Here is an 18279-nt window from a genome sequence, read left to right as displayed (position 1 = left end):
TGGCGAATCCTTGGTGGAATCACCCCTTCCCTCTTATGAAGGCAGTGTTTCTGGTGAATCCTTGGTGGAACCGTCCCTTCCGTCTTATGAAGGTGGTGTTTCCGGCGATCCTTCGGTAGAGCCATCTCTTCCGTCTTATGAGGGTGGCGTTTCCGGTGAATCCTTGGTGGAACCGTCCCTTCCCTCTTATGAAGGCGGTGTTTCTGGTGAATCGTTGGTAGAACCAACCCTTCCTTCTTATGAAGGTGGCGTCTCTGGTGATTCCTTGGTAGAGCCGTCCCTTCCTTCTTATGAGGGCGGTGTTTCCGGTGATTCCTTGGTAGAACCAGTGCTTCCTACTTATGAAGGTGGTGTTTCCGGCGATTCTTCGGTAGAACCAATGCTTCCCTCTTATGAAGGCGGCGTTTCTGGCGAATCGTTGGTAGAGCCGTCCCTTCCATCTTATGAGGGTGGCGTTTCCGGTGAGCCTGAGATACAGGAGGCTCTTCCAGAGTATAAAGAAGACACTCAACTTCCTCAGACCAAAGTAGAGATTAAAGTTGTTCCTTATGAAACAATTTATGAAAAGAATGAGGCACTAGACCACGGCGTTACAAGAGTAAAGATTCCGGGTGTTGAGGGGCAAGAACAAGTTACTACTACCTATACTAAAGATCAAGCAAGTGGAAATATTTCTGAGAATAAAACTGTCAAAATAGTAGTTAACAAAGTTGATCAAGTTGTAGAAGTTGGAACTAAACCGAGTATTGAAACTACTGTCCTATCTCATAAAACGATTTACCAAGTGAATCCTGCTTTGGAGTTCAGACGACAGGAAGTAGCGGTTGCAGGGCATGATGGTTCGGTGGAAACTAGGACGACTTATCAACTAGACAAGGCAACAGGTCAGGTGACGATATCTGACACTACTAGACAAGTAAATTCAGCAGTCGATAAAGTGATTCAAGTTGGTAATGTGGAAAAAGTAATACAACCGATTGCTGTTACTGAGGAGCGAAGAGAGGATTCTTCTCTTGCTAAAAATATGGAAAAGGTAGCCTATGAGGGTGAAGTTGGTGAGAATACACTTACCAGAACCTACGCTATCAATGAACAAACTGGTGAATTGGTTAATCCTCAAGAAGCGAGTCAAATAACAAAACCAATGAAACCCAGAGTTGTTTTAGTTGGTAGTCAGGAGGATAAACCACACTTGCTTCCAGCTAATAGTGAGAGAGAAGATGCTGTGGATGTGTCTGCTCTGACCACAAGCGCGAGGTCAGTAGACTTCTTACATGACAGTAAACTAAAAACACAGTTGGAGCCTACCTATGATCCTCGAGATATTACCCTGCGTAAAATCTTGCTCAGAAAAACACAACCAAATATTACTGACCAAGAAGTCAAAGATATGTTGCGTACAGAGTATCTTCAAAAACTGTCAATTCAAGAAAGCTTTGATCAGACGAAGACGCAAGCTGAGTCAAGTTTCAAAAAGATTGCCTCGCATACATTGGGAATTATAGGAGATACTCCTGAAAATCGCAGCAAGGTCAAACAAGAGCTGGAGCAACACAAAGAGCAGATCTTGTTGGGACTGTCTTATATCAATCGTTTTTATAATATTCAATTTGGGGACACGAATATTCGTGATATTCTGGCCTTTAATCCAAGTTCATTTGGTAATAAGACAATAACAGCCTTGGATAGTTTGAAGAAATTAGGATCCATGTCTTATGAAGAGATGAAATTGACCAATAGTCCTCAAACATTTACAAAATATTTATCGACTATCACCGGTAAGGCTAGCTTGAAGGAATTTTTAGACAGCAATCGCCAACTCTTTACGTCAGATGATGCGGATACTTGGCTTAAAAAATCTAGTCAAGCTATGATTGTTGAAAAACCATCTAAGGAAAATCTTTCAGCGCATGTCGGGTTGTATAGCAAGTTGACAGCTGGGGAAAAGGATCCTCGTAAACAAGAGGCTAATATGGCTGCTATTTTGGGACTTTTGAATGTGAAAGAACCAAGTGTTTATGTGATTAGTAATATGGCGACGATTACTTATGGTAATATTGGTTCCTATATAGATACTTCTCTTGCTCAGTCTAATCCAACTAAGTATCAGGCTGAGCTTGCTAGAGTCAAGTCTTTAATTGAAAAAGCGGCTGTACAGCAAGCCAACTATGTTGATACTCTTTATCGTATAACAAAACCAGAAAATCGTGATAAGTTGTTTACAAATCGCTTGATTATTGATACGATGAAGAAATATACAAGTAATCCGAATGCCCAGATTGATAGCACTTGGTCATCAGCTGCTGGTAATGGAGCTGATAAGGGAGTCAACCAGTTTATGACTCCTATGAATTACTATTCTCCGGTAAGTAAGGTGGGAGCTGAGGCCAATGGATTAGGTGTCCGTTACTTTATAGATAGGGTTTTGGATGATAGAGGTTCAGCGACTTATTCTCATGAAATGACGCACTTACTAGATAGAACGGTCTTGTTTAATAATCACGGTCGTCGAGATGGTACAGGAGCAGAGTTTTATGCGCGTGGTATTTTTGAAAACTCCTATAATCCAGAAAAGGATACTTATTTCAATCTCAACTTTGTATATGATGAGAGTGATAAGAATGGATTTTACAATAAAACACCTGATCGATTTAAAACGGCAGAAGATTTGCAATCTTATATGAAGGGAAGTTTTGATGTTCTTTATACTCTAGATTACCTAGAAGCAGAGGCAAGTAGAAACTTATCTGTAGAAGACAAGATGAGTTATTTCAAAAAAATAATGCCAATCACTTCAACAGGTTCTAGAACTTGGGTAGATTACCGTAATACAGCAGTTAAACCGACTCATAAGAGTGAGGAGATTCAAGCTCTGACCTTAGAAGATGCCAAAAAATTGACAGATATTGATAGTTTGATTGACAATCATATCCTGGTCAATCGTTATATCATTGCTGGTTTTTCAGATAAAGGTAAAATTGCAGCAAATGGTTACTATACCGTTGATATGTTTGATACCATTTATGGTGTTAGTCAAAATGACTCTGGTATGAGTGGGGATATTACCTTTAGAAAACAAGCCTTTGAATTGATGGCTACTTTGGGCTACTATGAAGGATTTGTTCCTTATGTGTCAAATCAGTTTAAAGAAGAAGCTGAAGCGGCAGGAAAACCATTATCTGATAAGTATATTTTTGAAAAAATTCTAGGAAAAACATATGCGGAGTTCAAAAAAGCACAGATCAAGGAAAGAGTAGCTAAGATTGATCAATTGAAACCTTTGACAATCCAATATGAAGGTCAGCAAATAAGTCTGACAAGTCAGAAGTTAAGTGAATTGATGCAGAAAGCTGTCCAAGAGGAGTTGAAACAGATTAAGGCAGGCAAAACAACTGCTCGCACCTATACCTTTATCGAAACACCCGTTCAAAAACTGAAAAAAGCGATTTATAAAGCTTATCTCAAAGATTCAGATGACTTTAGACAGTCGATTTACAATAGTTAAGACAAAAGGGACATCTCTCTGGAACGAACATTCAGAGAGGTGTTTTTTGGTTCTTGTCAGATTTGCTACTCAATGAAAATCAAAAAGTAAACTATAGTAGATTGAATCTAGAATAGTACTCTGCAGCTGCTGAAATATTTCTAGAAATTAATTTGACTTTTCTAATCAATTTGTTCATATCCTATTTCAATCTACTATAGGAAGCTAGCCGTAGGTTGCTCAAAGTACAGCTTTGAGGTTGCAGATAAAACTGACGAAGTCAGCTCAAAACATGGTTTTGAGGTTGTAGATAAGACTGACGAAGTCAGTTACATATACCTACGGTAAGGCGATGCTGACGTGGTTCGAAGAGATTTTCGAAGAGTATGACCTTGTTTATTGCAAATTGCAGTTTGTTTGAACATGGAGTGATTTTCAGACTTTTCCACAAATTATAGAATCTTTTCTGAGTATTTAGGGAGTGATGGAGGAAGTCTTGAAAGCGCTTTTGTTTTGTGCTATAGTCAAGTATATCGATTCGTTTAAAGAGGAATGCTTGTATGAGAAGAGAAGAAGTTTTACGAAATCACTGGTTTTTTAGCCAGGAGGTAGGGAAAGAAGAGGCCTTGGCACTGGATTTTCAGAGGAAAAATTGGCAGGCGATTCAAGTACCACATGACTGGAGTATTTACAATGATTTTGACCATTATTCGCCAGCGCAGAATGAGGGTGGCCAGCTAAATGGGGGTCAGGCATGGTACCGGACGCAGTTTTACTTGGAGGAAGATGCTAGCCTTGTTTCGGTGCGTTTGCTCTTTGATGGAGTTTACATGAATGCCCAAGTCTATATCAACGGGCAAGTGCTGGGCTATTATCCCAATGGCTATACACCTTTTTCTTATGACATCACGCCTTATCTAAGAAACGATGGGACTGCCAACCAGCTTGCGGTTTTTGTGGAAAATCAGCAACCTAGCAGTCGTTGGTATTCGGGTAGTGGTATCTACCGAGAAGTAAAATTGTTGATTACAGATGCAGTTCATCTGGATTTGTATGGGATTACGATAGCAAGTCCTAAGCTAAAGGAGCAAAGGCAATCTTGGGTGGAAACCCAGCTTGAAAGCAAGGTTTCAAATGCTGGGCCTCAGTTTGTGTCAGTATATTTGGAACAGAGTATTTGGTATGATGGACAGCAACTGTCAGACTGGCAGGCGACAGACTCTGTAGTGATTGAGTCTGGGGACAAATATGCTTTCCAACAAGTAATATCAATTTTTCAACCCTTACTTTGGGATATTGACCATCCTCACCTTTACCAATTGAAGACTCGTCTTTATAAAAATGGCGTTTTGGTTGATGAAGAAGAGGAGAGCTTTGGTTACCGCTATATGGATTGGCAAGCGGATAAGGGCTTCTTTCTAAATGGTCGTTGGGTGAAGATTCATGGGGTTTGTTTGCACCATGACTACGGAGCGCTGGGAGCTGTGGAAAACAGGTCAGCTGCTGAGAGACGATTGCGCCAGATGAAGGAAATGGGCGTTAATGCTATTCGAATCACGCATAATCCAGCCAGTAGTATCTTGCTGGATCTAGCTGCCAAAATGGGCTTACTCATCCAAGAAGAAGCCTTTGATACCTGGTATGGAGGCAAGAAAGAATATGACTATGGACGCTTTTTTGAGGAAGAAGCGACTCATCCAGAAGCGAAAGCAGGCGATTTCTGGTCAGATTATGATTTGCGCACTATGATTGAACGTGGTAAGAACAATCCAGCTATCTTTATGTGGTCCTTGGGAAATGAAGTCAGTGAAGCAAATGGCGATGCTCATTCATTGAAGACTATCAAACGCTTGCTAGGAAGGGTCAAGGAAGTGGATGATAGTCGTTTTGTGACCATGGGAATGGATCAATTCCGCTTTGGCGATGGTTCTGGAGGTCATGAAAAGATTGCTGATTTGTTGGATGTAGTGGGTTTGAATTACTCAGAAGACAATATTGATGGGATTCGCAAAAGACATCCCAAGTGGCGACTTTACGGATCTGAAACCTCATCGGCTACAAGGACGCGTGACAGCTATTTTCGCCCAGATAAGGAATGGGTTGGGGATAATCGCCGCTTGCGAAATTTTGAACAGTCGGACTATGGCAATGATCGGGTTCCTTGGGGGAAGACAGCGACGGCTTCTTGGATAGCAGATAGAAATCGTCTAGACTATGCAGGTCAGTTTATCTGGACAGGAGTGGACTATATTGGTGAGCCGACTCCTTGGCACAATCAAAATGACACGCCTGTCAAGAGTTCTTATTTTGGGATTGTGGACACAGCAGGGATTCCTAAAAATGACTATTATCTCTATCAAAGTCAGTGGTTGGATCTGGATCAGCATCCTATGGTTCATATTTTACCCCACTGGAATTGGGAAATCCACAAGAGTTATCAACAAGTTGTGGATAAGTATGGGGATATCCCTGTTAGAGTGTATTCAAATGCTAGTTCAGTAGAGCTATTTCTCAATGGAAAATCCCAAGGCAGAAAGACTTTTCAGGAAAAATGGACTTCAGATGGTAGAAAATACCAAGAGGGACAAGGTTATGACCAGCTCTATCTTGAATGGCGTTTGCCCTATCAACCGGGAGAATTGCGTGCTGTGGCCTATGACCGTCAAGGTCAGCTTGTGGCAGAAGATAGGGTGGTGACTGCAGGTAAGCCAACCAAAATCGGGTTACATGCCGAGAAATCACAACTGGAGCCAGATGGGCAAGACCTCCTCTATCTCTATTTTGATGTATTGGACAAGGATGGAAATTGGGTGCCGACTGCTTCCAATCAACTTCATTTTGAAATTGAAGGCCCTGCTCGCATTGTAGGTGTGGATAATGGTAGGCAGGCCAGTCGTGAACGTTACAAGGCTCAGAAAAATGGTCGGTTTAAGAGGAAAGCCTTTCATGGCAGGGGTGTTGTTTTAGTTCAGAGCTTGGAGCAGGTGGGTCTAGTGAGAGTAAAGGCTAGTGCCAGAGGACTAGAGACAGCAAGTTTTGATCTCTTAGTGGGAGAGGCTTTTGATTGCCAGCCAGTGAAAAACCAGCGCTTATTTGAGATTCGAGTGGACAAGCAGGCAGGATTACAAGAAGGGGATTCCTCAGCTATTGGACTTTATCCACAAACTGTGGATAACCCTGTGAACAAGGTGGGGAATAGTGAAGTGATTTGGGAGACGAGTGGCAGTGCCCACGCCATTATCAAGCAGGGAGTGCTTCATTGCTTGTCTGCAGGGGACTTGGCTATTCGCGCCTTTTATCAAGGGAAGGCCTATCAAACTCATTTGCAGGTGGCAGAACATACCTCACTAGGGCAAGCAGTTTCTGTACGACCACTTCGCTTGTATACAAATAAGGGAACTTATCCACAGCTTCCATCTTCAGTTTTGGTGGACTATGAGTTTGGCGGTGCAAAACGAGTAAAGGTTGTTTGGGAGGCAATCTCGGAAAAAGATCTGGAAAACTTTCATGAATTTACGGTATCTGGTCATCTTGAGGGGCTGGATATAAAGGCTTCTGCTCAGATTTGTGTCCAAGGGATCTGTGCTATTGAGCCTGAAAGGGTCTGGACGCTTGTCAAGGAAGCTCCACACTTACCAGACCGGGTCAAGCTAGTCTTATCAGATGGCAGACGAGATACGGCCAAGGTTACTTGGGATGAACTCAAGCCTCAAATCTATGCTCAGGTAGGAGAATGTGTACTCACAGGACAAGTAGCGGGCTGTGAGTTGCCAGCAACAGTCACTATTCATGTGACAGATGCCAGTGTAGATGGAGAAGTTATTTCCAATCAGTGGACAGGATCTAACCTGCCTCTGGTCTTTGCTTCCCACTCAGAGCCAAATCACCCAGCCTCTTACCTCAATGACAAGGTCATTGCTCGGAAAAAATCGACAGCCAATACTTGGATTGCCAAGTCAGAGCAAGCCAGCGTGGGCATTCTTTTTGGAGACGCAGGCATTTTAAAACCGCGATTTGTGGATAACCTGACCTTGTATTATGTTGAAAATCAAGAATATGTGGCCGTTGAGCCGACCTTTATCGATTATTATGTAGGGAATGAGCCTAGCTTGCCTCGGACTCCAAATCATTTGGATAAGGATTCACTGCTCAAGCAAGAGGAGAATTGGCAACCTGTATCAGGCATCCGAAAAGTGTCAAGCGACAAGGATGAAGAGCTTCGTTTTGAATTTGATAAGGTGGAAACTTACGCCCTTCGTCTTCGATTTGAAGGTTTGACCAGTCCCCTAGCGCTAACAGAATTGCAAGTACATGCCAAAAAAGTAAAGAAAAGTGTAGATAGGAAGTAGTATGGTAAGAGAAATAAAACCGCATGGGCCCTTGCCTAGTCAAGCCCAGCTAGCTTATTTAGAGGATGAACTAGCAGCCTTTATCCATTTTGGCCCAAATACCTTTTATGATCAGGAATGGGGGACAGGTCAGGAGGATCCTGAACGCTTTAACCCGACACAGTTAGATGCGCGTGAGTGGGTTCGAGTGCTCAAGGAAACGGGCTTTAAGAAGTTGATTTTGGTGGTCAAGCACCACGATGGCTTTGTCCTCTATCCGACAGCTCACACAGATTATTCGATCAAGGCCAGTCCTTGGAGGAATGGAGAGGGGGACTTGCTCCTTGAAGTATCCCAAGCTGCCACAGAGTTTGATATGGATATGGGGGTCTACCTATCGCCGTGGGACGCCCAAAGCCCCCTCTATCATGTGGACCGAGAAGCGGACTATAATGCCTATTATCTGGCTCAGCTGAAGGAGATTTTATCAAATCCTGCCTATGGAAATGGAGGGAAATTTGCTGAGGTCTGGATGGATGGTGCCAGAGGAGAGGGAGCTCAAAAGGTCAATTATGAATTTGAAAAATGGTTTGAAACCATTCGTGAACTGCAGGGAGATTGCTTAATTTTTTCAACAGAAGGCACTAGTATCCGCTGGATTGGCAATGAACGAGGGTATGCAGGTGATCCACTGTGGCAAAAGGTGAATCCTGACAAACTAGGAACAGAAGCAGAGCTGGACTATCTTCAGCACGGAGATCCCTCGGGCATGATTTTTTCAATCGGAGAGGCAGATGTTTCCATCCGGCCAGGCTGGTTCTACCATGAGGATCAGGATCCTAAGTCACTTGAGGAGTTGGTCGAAATCTATTTTCACTCAGTGGGGAGAGGAACCCCGCTCCTACTTAATATTCCGCCGAATCAAGATGGGCTATTTGATGCAAAGGATATTGAACGACTTTATGAATTTGCCGTTTATCGCAATGAGCTCTATAAAGAAGATTTGGCTCTGGGAGCTAAGGTATCTGGTCCTGCTCTTTCCGCAGACTTTGGCTGTCATCATCTGACAGATGGCCTTAAGACCAGCTCTTGGGCAAGCGATGTAGACTTGCCCATCCAGCTAGAACTAGACTTAGGGTCACCTAAAACTTTTGATGTAATTGAGTTAAGAGAAGATTTGAAGCTGGGGCAACGAATCGCTGCTTTTCGTGTACAAGTAGAGGTGGATGGTGTCTGGCAGGAATTTGGCAGGGGCTTTACAGTTGGTCATAAGCGTCTCCTGCGAGGTCCGCTAGTAGAGGCACAGAAGGTGCGCGTGATGATTACAGAGTCACAATCTATGCCTGTATTGACCAAGATTTCCCTCTATAAAACTCCTAGCTTATCAAAAACAGAAGTTGTTCAGGGTCTAGCATTTGCAGAAAAAAGTCTAGCTGTAGCAAAGGGAGAGACTCTTCATTTTAGGGTTGAACGTAGCGAAAGTGATACTCCTTTGGAGGCTAAGATTTCGATTCAACCGGGGACAGGTGTCCATGGTGTCGCCTATCAGGACGAGATTCAAGTCCTTCAATTCCAAGCTGAGGAAAGCAAAAAAGATTTGACCATACCAACCCTGTATTTTGCTGTTGATAAGACCTTAGATTTCTATCTGAATCTGACTGTTGATGGACAACTGATTGATCAAGCTCATATTTTAGTTGAAACGAGATAAAATATCTTCACAATTCATTTCCTTTCCGAATAAATAGATAGAACCATCGAATCTAGTAATCTTAGATTTCAAACTGTGGTATAATAAAAGGAGGAAATGGATGATTCTAAGACATCCGGGCATTAGCCCAACCAATGACTTGGTAGCTAAGAAAATCTTTAGCAATCCAGAAATCACTTGTCAATTTATCCGCGATATGCTGGACTTGCCAGCCAAAAATGTGACCATTTTGGAAGGAAGTAACATTCATGTCTTGCCTTCCCTGCCGTACTCGGCGCAGGATTTCTATACCAGTATAGATGTTTTAGCTGAACTAGATAATGGCACTCAGGTAATTATTGAAATCCAAGTTCATCATCAGAATTTTTTCATCAATCGCCTGTGGGCTTATTTGTGCAGTCAGGTCAATCAAAATCTTGAAAAAATTCGCCAACGAGAAGGCGATACACACCAGAGTTATAAACACATCGCACCTGTTTACGCAATCGCTATTGTGGATAGTAATTATTTCTCAGATGACTTGGCTTTTCATAGTTTTAGCATGCGAGAGGATACGACAGGTGATGTCTTAACTATCACAAACAATGGACAAGAAAACCACCTAGTCAAGATGGCATTCTTGGAATTAAAAAAATACAGAGAAACCAGCAAAGACGAGGTTCGTAAACCGTGGTTGGAGTTTTTTGGTAATAAGCCCTTTACTCAAGAACCCGAGCGAGCCATCAGCCAAGCAGACCAACTGCTAGATTACAAGAGCTGGTCCGAGGAGGACAGGAAAATGTTTAGTCAACTACGAATGCGAGAAGAACAGGCATTGTTAGCACATGATTATGCCTTGGAACAAGCTGAAGAAAAAGGCTTAGAACGTGGTCGTGCAGAGGGTCGTGAACAAGGACGAGAAGAAGGCATTGAACAGGGATTAAAAGTAGGTTTAGTAAATCTAGTACGTCAAGGTCTCCTGACTTCTGAAGTTGCCAGCCATCAATTAGGCATGACCGTCGCTGAGTTTGAGGAGCTATTGAAAAACCATCATAAACATCATAAATAAGACCTAAAAGTACAGAGAAACCAGCAAAGATGAGGTTCGCAAGCCGTGGTTGGAGTTTTTCGGGAATAAGCCCTTTACCCAACAACCTGAGCGAGCCATCAGCCAAGCAGACCAACTGCTAGACTACAAGAGCTGGTCCGAGGAGGACAGGAAAATGTTTAGTCAACTACGTATGCGAGAAGAACAAGCCTTATTAGCGCATGATTATGCCTTGGAACAAGCTGAAGAAAAAGGCTTAGAACGTGGTCTTGAACGTGGTCGTGCAGAAGGTATTGAACAAGGTTTAGAGCGTGGTCTTGAACGAGGAAAAGTTGAAGGAAGTTTGTCTATGCTAGTAAATCTAGTACGTCAAGGTCTCCTGACTTCTGAAGTTGCTAGCCAGCAGTTGGGCATGACTGTCGCTGAGTTCGAGGCCTTGTTGTAAGTAGAAAACGATGACATGTTGCCGAAATAAGGTAGCATGTTTTGTTTTTAGCTCATATTTTTTCACGAATGATTTTTTCTTAGACAGTATAAAAACAGTTTATTTTATATTCCAAACTTATTTATTTTACTACCAATCCTATATGAATGTGCTATCTTTGTGAACGAACACGAATTAATATGTAATTTTAATATAAATTCATCAAAAATATTTATTTATAAAAAAGTAAAAATATACTAAATGAATTTGTCTAAAAATTTCTTACTTTCCCAAAAACGCTTTTTTTGCGAAAATTTCAAATCAAATTCTTTGCATATATATTAAAAATAAGATATAATGCAAATTGTAGATTTCTGTATGCAGGTGTCATGTGGAAATCAAATCAATTAACCTCACAAAAGGAGAAAAGAAAATAATGGAAAACAAACCATCTATGAGTCGTGTTGAACGTCTGCACCGCGAAAAGGTCACGCGTTACTCGATTCGTAAATATAGCTTTGGAGCGGCTAGTGTAGCGGTCGCTGCTCTTTTCATGTTCTTAGGTAATGGAGCTGTATCAGCTAATGAACTAAGCAAACAAGAGACATCTGTAGAAGCAACAACTCCAACTTTGGACAAGTCAGAGTTAACAAGCTATGTTTCAGAAATTGAAACAAAACTTTCTAATGGTTCTTACGATAACAAAACGGAAGAATCTGTTGCAGTATTAAAAGCTGAACTAGAATCTGCAAAAGCTACATTAGCGAACGCAACTACTCAAGCTGAACTGAAACAAGCTTACAGCAAACTTGTCACTACAGCTAATGCTAAATTAAGAAACAAGCCTGTAGAGAAAAAAGAAACTCCAGCAGTAGATACAACTGAAGGTAAAGAAACTGTAGGGAAGTCAGCTGAAAACACTGAACCAAAATCAGAGTCTAACTCGATCGAAAATACAGGATCTAATGATGCCCGTAATGGGAAAGCATTAGATAAGAATAATGCCTTTAGAGCGGATACGACTGAGACTAAAGGCGATATTAGCTATACTCTAGAATATTCAAATCAATCTAAAAAAGAAATCTATTTATATAATGAAGAAGATGCGAATGTTAGTATTTCTGTAAATTCAACTGCTGGAAATATTAGCAGCGCCTATGTTAAGGGAGGAAGCGGTCAGTATTTAGATGGACGACCTATAAGCTCGGCTCCTAACCAAGAGGAAACGGATGGTTTTGGGTGGACATATCATTCTGTTTTAACTGAGACGCCAGGACCAGCGACAGTTACAATCACAGGAAAACCGAATGAAAGATTCAAAGCACTTCCTCCATATACAAAACAAGAAAGCCAAGATGCTGTATTAGGTTCTAGATTTATGCAAATTTATGATGCAGCAGGAGGAAAGATTGAAGCGGGAGCAGGTACAAACGGAGACGGTTACTTCAGACTAGTTGTAAAATCTCAAACATACAAATATAGCATCAAGTTACCAGAATCAAATGCTGATAAGATTGCTGTTTCGAATATTGATAGCTTAACTGAAGCAGATATTGCCAAAATTAAAGAAAAAATTAGTATCCAATATTCTGATAAAGCAACTACACAAGATGCTCGACTAGCTTCTAAAAAAGGAGAAGTCCTAGCAGATAAATCTTCGGTCCTAGCAGAAACCGATGGGATCACTGTGGCAAATGGAACAGTTACTGTTACCTATAAAGATGGTTCAGTAGACACCACTCCAGTTGCAGATGTGGCACGTACAAACGAAAAACCAACAGTAGAATTCCCATACTCAGATGCAGCTAAGCGAGAAATCTATGTCTATGGTGCAGAAGAGAACTCATTTGATATCAAAATCAAAGATGATGCGGATAAGATTTCAAGAGCTACATTGCTACAAGGGGGGAAAAAAGCATTTAATCCTGTAGCAGATGAAACTGATAAAATCAATACTCAGTATGGATATACGGCAAATGTTATCTCTACTGAAACACCAGCAACAGAAGCAAATCCAGCGGTTATCAGATACTCAGGTACTCCAAAAGCAGTAGATGGTTTATCACAAGATAGCCTAGACGCAGCAACAAAAGGAGAAACTCCACAGGGGCTAGTTCTAGGTTGGCGTTATGTGGCAGTTACAGATGTCGAAGGAACGACATTTGTTGGTTCTTCTGGAAAAGAAGTAGCTAACGACTCCGCCTTCCGTGTCATGCTTAAACCTCAAACTCAAAAGTATGATGTTACAACACCTGAAAACGAAGCGGCTAAGTTCCCAGTAGTTGATGCTAACAATGTAACAGATGCAGAGTTTAAGAAACTAGTTGGTGCAAACAATGCAAACATCAAACTTCACTATTCTAAAACGAATACAGATGCTAACTTAGTTGCGAAACAAGGTCAAAATGTTGACGATAAAGCCGACAAGATTAAATCTGTTGAAAAAGTAGACAACAATATGGTGGTGACGTATAATGATGGTTCTACAGATACATTACCATTGACTAAATTTGCCCGTACTAACGCAGCTCCAACAGTTGAAATTCCATACTCAGTAGATGGTAAAAAAGACGTTTACGTGTATGCGAACGAAGATTTTGAAATTCCTGTTAAATTTACAGATGATTCAGGAAAAATAGCATCTGCGACAATTAAACGTGGTGGGAATCAGGATTCACCAGCTAAAGATGCATCTAATCCTGATGTTTTAGATAATGAGTACAATACAACAGTTGAAAAAATTTCTACAGAAACACCAGCAACAGCAGAAAATCCAGCTATTGTAAAAATTAAAGGTAACATTTCAAAAGATAACTCTGGAATTGCTGAGAGTAAATTCCCTAAAGAAGCAGATCAAGAACTTACAATTGTAACTCGTTATGCAACAGCTACAGATACTGATGGTGCATTTATCGAGAATACTGCAACTTCTAAATCATATGCAACTGACCCAGGTTCATTCACTGTCAAACTAAAAGCTCAAACAGCCAAATATGACATTAAAACTCCAGAGACAAAAGTTCCTGTAGTGGATGCTAATAATGTCACAGTTGCTGAGTTTAATGAGATTAAGAAAAATATTAAAATTCAATACTCTACTGAAAACCCAGATAAAAATCTAGCTGATGAAAAAGGTACAGAAGTAGAAAATCAAGATGATCGTATTGAATCTATTATAAAAGATGGAAACAATGTTGTAGTAACATATAAAGATGGATCTATAGATAGTAGACCATTAACTGACTTCGCACGTACAAAAGTTGCCCCTACAGTAGAACTTCCATACTCAAATGTTGATAAACGTCAGATCTATATTTATACAGGAGAAAAAACTGACTTAACATTTACCGGTAAAGACGAGACAATAGTAAAAGATTTATATCTACGAAATAAAGGCTTAGATGAAAGTGATAATGCTAGTGGTTTTGGTTTTACTATAGGAAAGGTAACTAATAGTGCTGTAGCATCTGGGGAAGGAACTGTATCTGAGGATAAAAAAACAGCTACTATCAAGATGGTAGGAGTAACAAATCTGAGAGCTGGGCAAAAGTGGACAAGTTTTATCGAAGCTAAAGATAATGACGGTGTTAAATCTATGCCAGCAAATGAAGCCTACAATGTTGAGAGTGACCCTGCACTTCGCCAGAAAAAACCTGGGTATGTTGAATTCATCGTTAAATCACAAGCAGATAAGTACGAAATCAAGGAACCAACTGAAAAAGTTGCTGTAACAGATCCAGCTAATGTAACAGAAGCAGAATTAGAGAAAATCAAAGAAAAACTACAAATTGAGTACTCTAATACCAATGATGATGCTAACTTAGCTGACAAAAAAGGTAAAACTGTAGATGCTGCAGATGCTAAGGCTAAGATTGCCTCAGTAACAAAAGATAATGATGGAAATCTTGTAGTAACATATACAGATGGTTCTACAGATAAAAAACCATTGTCAGAATTTGTAACTCTAGACAAACAACCTGCTATCGATGCGGTTAATAAAGCAGCTGAGAAGCAAATTGAGGCTATTAATAATAACCCAGAAGCAACTAAAGAAGAAAAAGATAAAGCAATCGAGCAAGTAAATGCAGATAAAGCTAAAGCTCTTCAAGATATTGCTAACTCTAATGCTACAACTAAACCTGAGTTAGATGCTGTAGAAAAAGCAGGAACTGACAAGATTAAAACAGGTAATCCTGTACTTTCTAAGAAACCAGCAGCTAAGAAAGCGATTGACGATGCGTTAGCAGCTAAAAACAAAGAAATCGATGATCGTCCAGATTTAACTCCAGAAGAGAAAACTAAAGCTAAAGAAGCAGCAAAAGCAGCAGCTGATAAAGCTAAGGAAGCTGTTGATGCAGCAACAACTAATGCAGCAGTTGATAAAGCTAAAGCAGATGGAACTACAGCAGTTGCAAATGTAACTCCAGTAGCCAAAGCGGAAGCTAAGAAAGCAATTGCAAAAGCATTAGAAGATAAAAATAGCGAAATTGATAAGCGTACAGACTTAACTGATGAAGAAAAAACAGCAGCTAAGAATGAAGCAAAAGATAAAGCTGATGCACAATTAGCGAAAATTAAAGAACAACCTGATGCAGCAGCTACACCAGCAGCAGCTAAAACAGCTCAAGATGTAGTAGATGCAGCTAAGGAAACAGGTGTAGATGAAGTTACTGCAGTAGATCCAGTAGCTAAAGCTAAACCAGAAGCTAAGAAAGCAATCGATAAAGCGTTAGAAGCTAAAAACCAAGAAATCGATGCTCGCACAGATTTAACTCCAGAAGAGAAAACTAAAGCTAAAGAAGTAGCAAAAGCGCAAGCAGACGTAGCTAAAGGTGCTGTTGATGCAGCAACTACAAATGCAGCAGTTGATAAAGCTAAAGCAGATGGAACTACAGCAGTTGCAAATGTAACTCCAGTAGTTAAAGAAGCGGCTAAAAAAGCAATCGCAGATGAATTAGCAGAAAAAGAAAAAGCAATCGATGCACGTAAAGATTTAACAGATGCAGAGAAAGCAAAAGCTAAGGAAGAAGCACAAGCGAAAGCAAAAGAAGCAACAGACGCTATTAACAAGCAGCCAGATGTAGCAACTACACCAACAGCAGCTAAAACAGCTCAAGATGCAGTAGATGCAGCTAAAGCTAAAGGTGTAGCAGATGTTAAAGCTGTAAACCCAGTAGCGAAAGAAGCAGCTAAGCAAGCAATCGCAGATGAATTGGCTAAGAAAGTTGGAGAAATCGATGCACGTCCTGACTTAACTGACAAAGAAAAAGATGCAGCTAAGAAAGATGCTCAAGCAAAAGCTAAAAAAGCGACAGATGCAATCGAATCTCAACCAGACAACGCAACTACACCAGAAGCAGCAAAAGCAGCACAAGATGCAGTAGATGCAGCTAAAGCTAAAGGTGTAGCAGATGTTAAAGCTGTAAATCCAGTAGCGAAAGAAAAAGCTAAAGAAGAAATTGCAAAAGAGTTAGCTAAGAAAGAAGAAGCAATCGACGGGCGTAAAGACTTAACTGACGAAGAAAAAGCAGCAGCTAAGAAAGATGCGCAAGCAAAAGCTAAAGCAGCAACAGATGCAATCGACGCTCAACCATCTATCGCAGAAACACCAGAAAAAGCAGCAGAAGCTAAAAAAGCAGTAGATGGTGCAAAAGATAAAGGTGTAGCAGATGTTAAAGCTGTAAATCCAGTAGCGGCTAAGAAACCAGAAGCTAAGGAAGCAGTAGATGCAGCTCTTAAAGCTAAAGTAGACGCAATTAACACACGTGAAGACTTAACTCCAGCAGAAAAAGATGAAGCTAAGAAAGCAGCAGAGAAAGCAGCAGATGACGCTAAGAAAGCAATCGATGCAGCAACAACAGATGCAGCAGTAGATGCAGCGAAAAATGCTGGTACTGGAGAAGTTGCGAAAGTAAATCCAGTAGCGAAAGAAAAAGCTAAAGAAGAAATTGCAAAAGAGTTAGCTAAGAAAGAAGAAGCAATCGACGGGCGTAAAGACTTAACTGACGAAGAAAAAGCAGCAGCTAAGAAAGAAGCTCAAGATAAAGCTAAAGAAGCAACAGATGCGATCAATGATCAACCAGCTAATGCAGAAACACCAGAAAAAGCAGCAGAAGCTCAAAAAGCAGTAGATGGTGCAAAAGATAAAGGTGTAGCAGATGTTAAAGCTGTAAATCCAGAAGCAGTAACTAAACCAGCAGCCAAGAAAGCAATCGAAGATAAATTAGCAAAACGATTGGAAGACATTGCTAACACTCCAGATGCTACTGATGAAGAGAAGAAAGTTGCAGCAGATGCAGCTAAAGCTCTAGCAGAAGAAGCTAAGGAAGAAATCGATAAAGCTGGAACAGATGCAAAAGTTAAGCAACTTCAAGAAAAAGCTGAAGGTGAAATTGAAAAATCTGTACCAGTTGTAGAAGATAAACCAAATGCTCGTAAAGCAATTGATGAAGAAGCAACAGCTAAGAAAGCAGAAATCGATGCGCGTAACGATCTAACTCCTGAAGCTAAAGCTAAATTAAAAGCTAAAGTAGATAAAGTTGCGGAAAAATCTAAAGCAGCAATTGATGCAGTAAGTAGTGTAGACGATGTTAATACAATAGAAGAAGCTGATAAGGCGGCTATTAAAGCAATTGGAGAAGTAAACAGACCAATTGATAAAGTATTAGTAAAAGATCCAAGTGCATTAACAGATGAAGAAAAAGCTAAAATCTTAGAAGAAGTTAAGAAAGTTAACCCAACAGCTAAAGAAGTTAAATATGATGAAAATGGAAACATCGAAGTAACAACAGAAGCTGGCGATAAAGGAATTATCAATCCGACAAAATTAGTGAAAACTGAGGACCAGTTAGATAACGGTAAAGGTGGAAATGACATTAACAAACCACTTGATAAAGTTATCGTAAAAGATCCATCGAACTTAACTGACGAAGAGAAAGCTAAGATTGTTGCTAAAGTTGAAGAGGTAAATCCAGATGCTATCGTAACAATCGATGAAAATGGAACTGTTTCTGTTTCTACTCCAGAAGGTAAAACTGCAGCAATTCCAGCATCAGAATTAGTAAGAACTAAAGAAGATACTTCTAACCCAGATGCAGGAAATAGTAAAATTGTTAAACCAGCAGACAAAGTAGCCGGTGAAGCAAATGATCCGGATGATCAAGCTAAAGTAGAAGAAAAATTAAGAGAATTAAACCCAGAAACTAAATCTGTTAAATTTGATGAAGATGGTAATGCGACAGTTACACTGAAAGATGGAACTACTGCGACAATCCCATCAGAAGATTTATTCAAATCAGAAGTAGA

The 18279-nt window shown here is 40.5% G+C and carries 5 protein-coding genes and 1 pseudogene; all 6 read left to right on the top strand.

The features are described from left to right. Positions 1 to 3505, top strand: a 3505-nt coding sequence (locus SMSK564_RS12465; protein WP_000431055.1) for a ZmpA/ZmpB/ZmpC family metallo-endopeptidase, incomplete at its 5' end; no start/stop codon positions are given. 539 nt (positions 3506 to 4044) lie between these two features. Beyond that, positions 4045 to 7833 carry a DUF4982 domain-containing protein gene (locus tag SMSK564_RS10565; RefSeq protein WP_001250573.1) on the top strand — a complete coding sequence of 1263 codons (3789 nt, stop codon included), beginning with the start codon at positions 4045 to 4047 and terminating at the stop codon, positions 7831 to 7833. Position 7834: 1 nt separating this feature from the next. After that, positions 7835 to 9523, top strand: coding sequence for an alpha-L-fucosidase (locus tag SMSK564_RS10560; RefSeq protein ID WP_000251205.1), 1689 nt, complete (start codon positions 7835 to 7837; stop codon positions 9521 to 9523). 100 nt (positions 9524 to 9623) lie between these two features. Next, positions 9624 to 10571 carry an Rpn family recombination-promoting nuclease/putative transposase gene (locus tag SMSK564_RS0102945; RefSeq protein WP_000603342.1) on the top strand — a complete coding sequence of 316 codons (948 nt, stop codon included), beginning with the start codon at positions 9624 to 9626 and terminating at the stop codon, positions 10569 to 10571. A 7-nt stretch (positions 10572 to 10578) separates the two neighbouring features. After that, positions 10579 to 10995: pseudogene (locus SMSK564_RS0102940) on the top strand (RpnC/YadD family protein); the annotation flags it as partial. Between the two features lie 415 nt (positions 10996 to 11410). After that, positions 11411 to 18279, top strand: a 6869-nt coding sequence (locus SMSK564_RS10555; RefSeq protein ID WP_000428622.1) for a DUF1542 domain-containing protein, incomplete at its 3' end; no start/stop codon positions are given.

This window comes from Streptococcus mitis SK564, from assembly GCF_000148525.1.
Taxonomy (GTDB): domain Bacteria; phylum Bacillota; class Bacilli; order Lactobacillales; family Streptococcaceae; genus Streptococcus; species Streptococcus mitis_H.
This window is presented reverse-complemented; position numbering and strand designations above follow the sequence as displayed.

Bases quoted from the DNA above. Each gene is read 5' to 3' on its own strand.
- SMSK564_RS10565 (WP_001250573.1), top strand. From the start codon at position 4,045: ATGAGAAGAGAAGAAGTTTTACGAAATCACTGGTTTTTTAGCCAGGAG.
- SMSK564_RS10560 (WP_000251205.1), top strand. From the start codon at position 7,835: ATGGTAAGAGAAATAAAACCGCATGGGCCCTTGCCTAGTCAAGCCCAG.
- SMSK564_RS0102945 (WP_000603342.1), top strand. From the start codon at position 9,624: ATGATTCTAAGACATCCGGGCATTAGCCCAACCAATGACTTGGTAGCT.